This is a genomic window from Blautia sp. DFI.1.216, from assembly GCF_020594215.1.
GTDB lineage: Bacteria > Bacillota > Clostridia > Lachnospirales > Lachnospiraceae > Blautia_A > Blautia_A wexlerae.
Window position 1 is genome coordinate 1 of the sequence record NZ_JAJDML010000238.1, and the last position, 250, is coordinate 250.

Annotated in this window: 1 pseudogene; it reads right to left on the reverse strand. The window is 48.8% G+C overall.

Annotation, left to right across the window (positions count from 1 at the left end):
* Nucleotides 1–250, reverse strand: a pseudogene (locus LJE11_RS19580) (IS200/IS605 family accessory protein TnpB-related protein); the annotation flags it as partial.

Below are 250 nucleotides of genomic sequence, written 5' to 3' on the forward strand. Positions count from 1 at the left end.
ATCTTTCCGTTCATTTCCAGATACTCAAATACGATCACATCTGCATGATTCTCCCTTGCATATTCTGCAACTGCCCCTGCGATCTTTCTGCTTAATTCTATATTCAGGCGTCTGGTGTATGCCCACCTTCCTCCTGCCTGCGCAGATCCATGTTCCCTCTGGAATCTCCGGATTCGTCCCAGTGTGCGGTACATCCGGTCTTTTTCACTGGGGAAGTCAATAAACTTTCTCCCCAGGACAGTTCCGTCTG